The 531-nt window shown below is 50.7% G+C and carries 4 tRNA genes; all 4 read left to right on the forward strand.

The features are described from left to right. Positions 1-102 precede the first annotated feature (102 nt). The 4 genes from QW71_RS36665 to QW71_RS36680 all read left to right on the forward strand — a co-directional run bounded on the left by QW71_RS36665 (position 103) and on the right by QW71_RS36680 (position 477). A tRNA-Gln gene (locus tag QW71_RS36665) sits at positions 103-176 on the forward strand. A gap of 5 nt (positions 177-181) precedes the next feature. Beyond that, positions 182-254: transfer RNA gene (locus QW71_RS36670), tRNA-Lys, on the forward strand. Positions 255-304: 50 nt separating this feature from the next. Next, positions 305-377, forward strand: a tRNA-Lys gene (locus tag QW71_RS36675). A 16-nt stretch (positions 378-393) separates the two neighbouring features. Next, a tRNA-Leu gene (locus QW71_RS36680) sits at positions 394-477 on the forward strand. Positions 478-531: the final 54 nt, after the last annotated feature.

The raw sequence follows: 531 nt of genomic DNA on the forward strand, positions 1-531 counted from the left end.
CTGCCTTACAAGCAGAGGGTCGGGGGTTCGAACCCCTCAGCCTCCACCATAATTTTCTTGATATTTGTGGGAGATTGTGGGCATTATATAGGTATCTATTGTAGGGGATTCGCCAAGCGGTAAGGCAACGGACTCTGACTCCGTCATCATAGGTTCGAATCCTATATCCCCTGCCAATTGCGAGCCATTAGCTCAGTTGGTAGAGCACCTGACTTTTAATCAGGGTGTCGAAGGTTCGAGTCCTTCATGGCTCACTTTTATTAGTTTTATGCGCGTGTCGAATCCTATATCCCCTGCCAATTGCGAGCCATTAGCTCAGTTGGTAGAGCACCTGACTTTTAATCAGGGTGTCGAAGGTTCGAGTCCTTCATGGCTCACTTTTATTAGTTTTATGCGCGTGTGGCGGAATGGCAGACGCACCAGACTTAGGATCTGGCGTCGTAAGACGTGGGGGTTCAAGTCCCTTCACGCGCACCACTTATTTGCGGACGTGGCTCAGCGGTAGAGCATCGCCTTGCCAAGGCGAGGGTC

This window comes from Paenibacillus sp. IHB B 3415, from assembly GCF_000802655.2.
Taxonomy (GTDB): Bacteria; Bacillota; Bacilli; order Paenibacillales; family Paenibacillaceae; genus Paenibacillus_AQ; species Paenibacillus_AQ phytohabitans.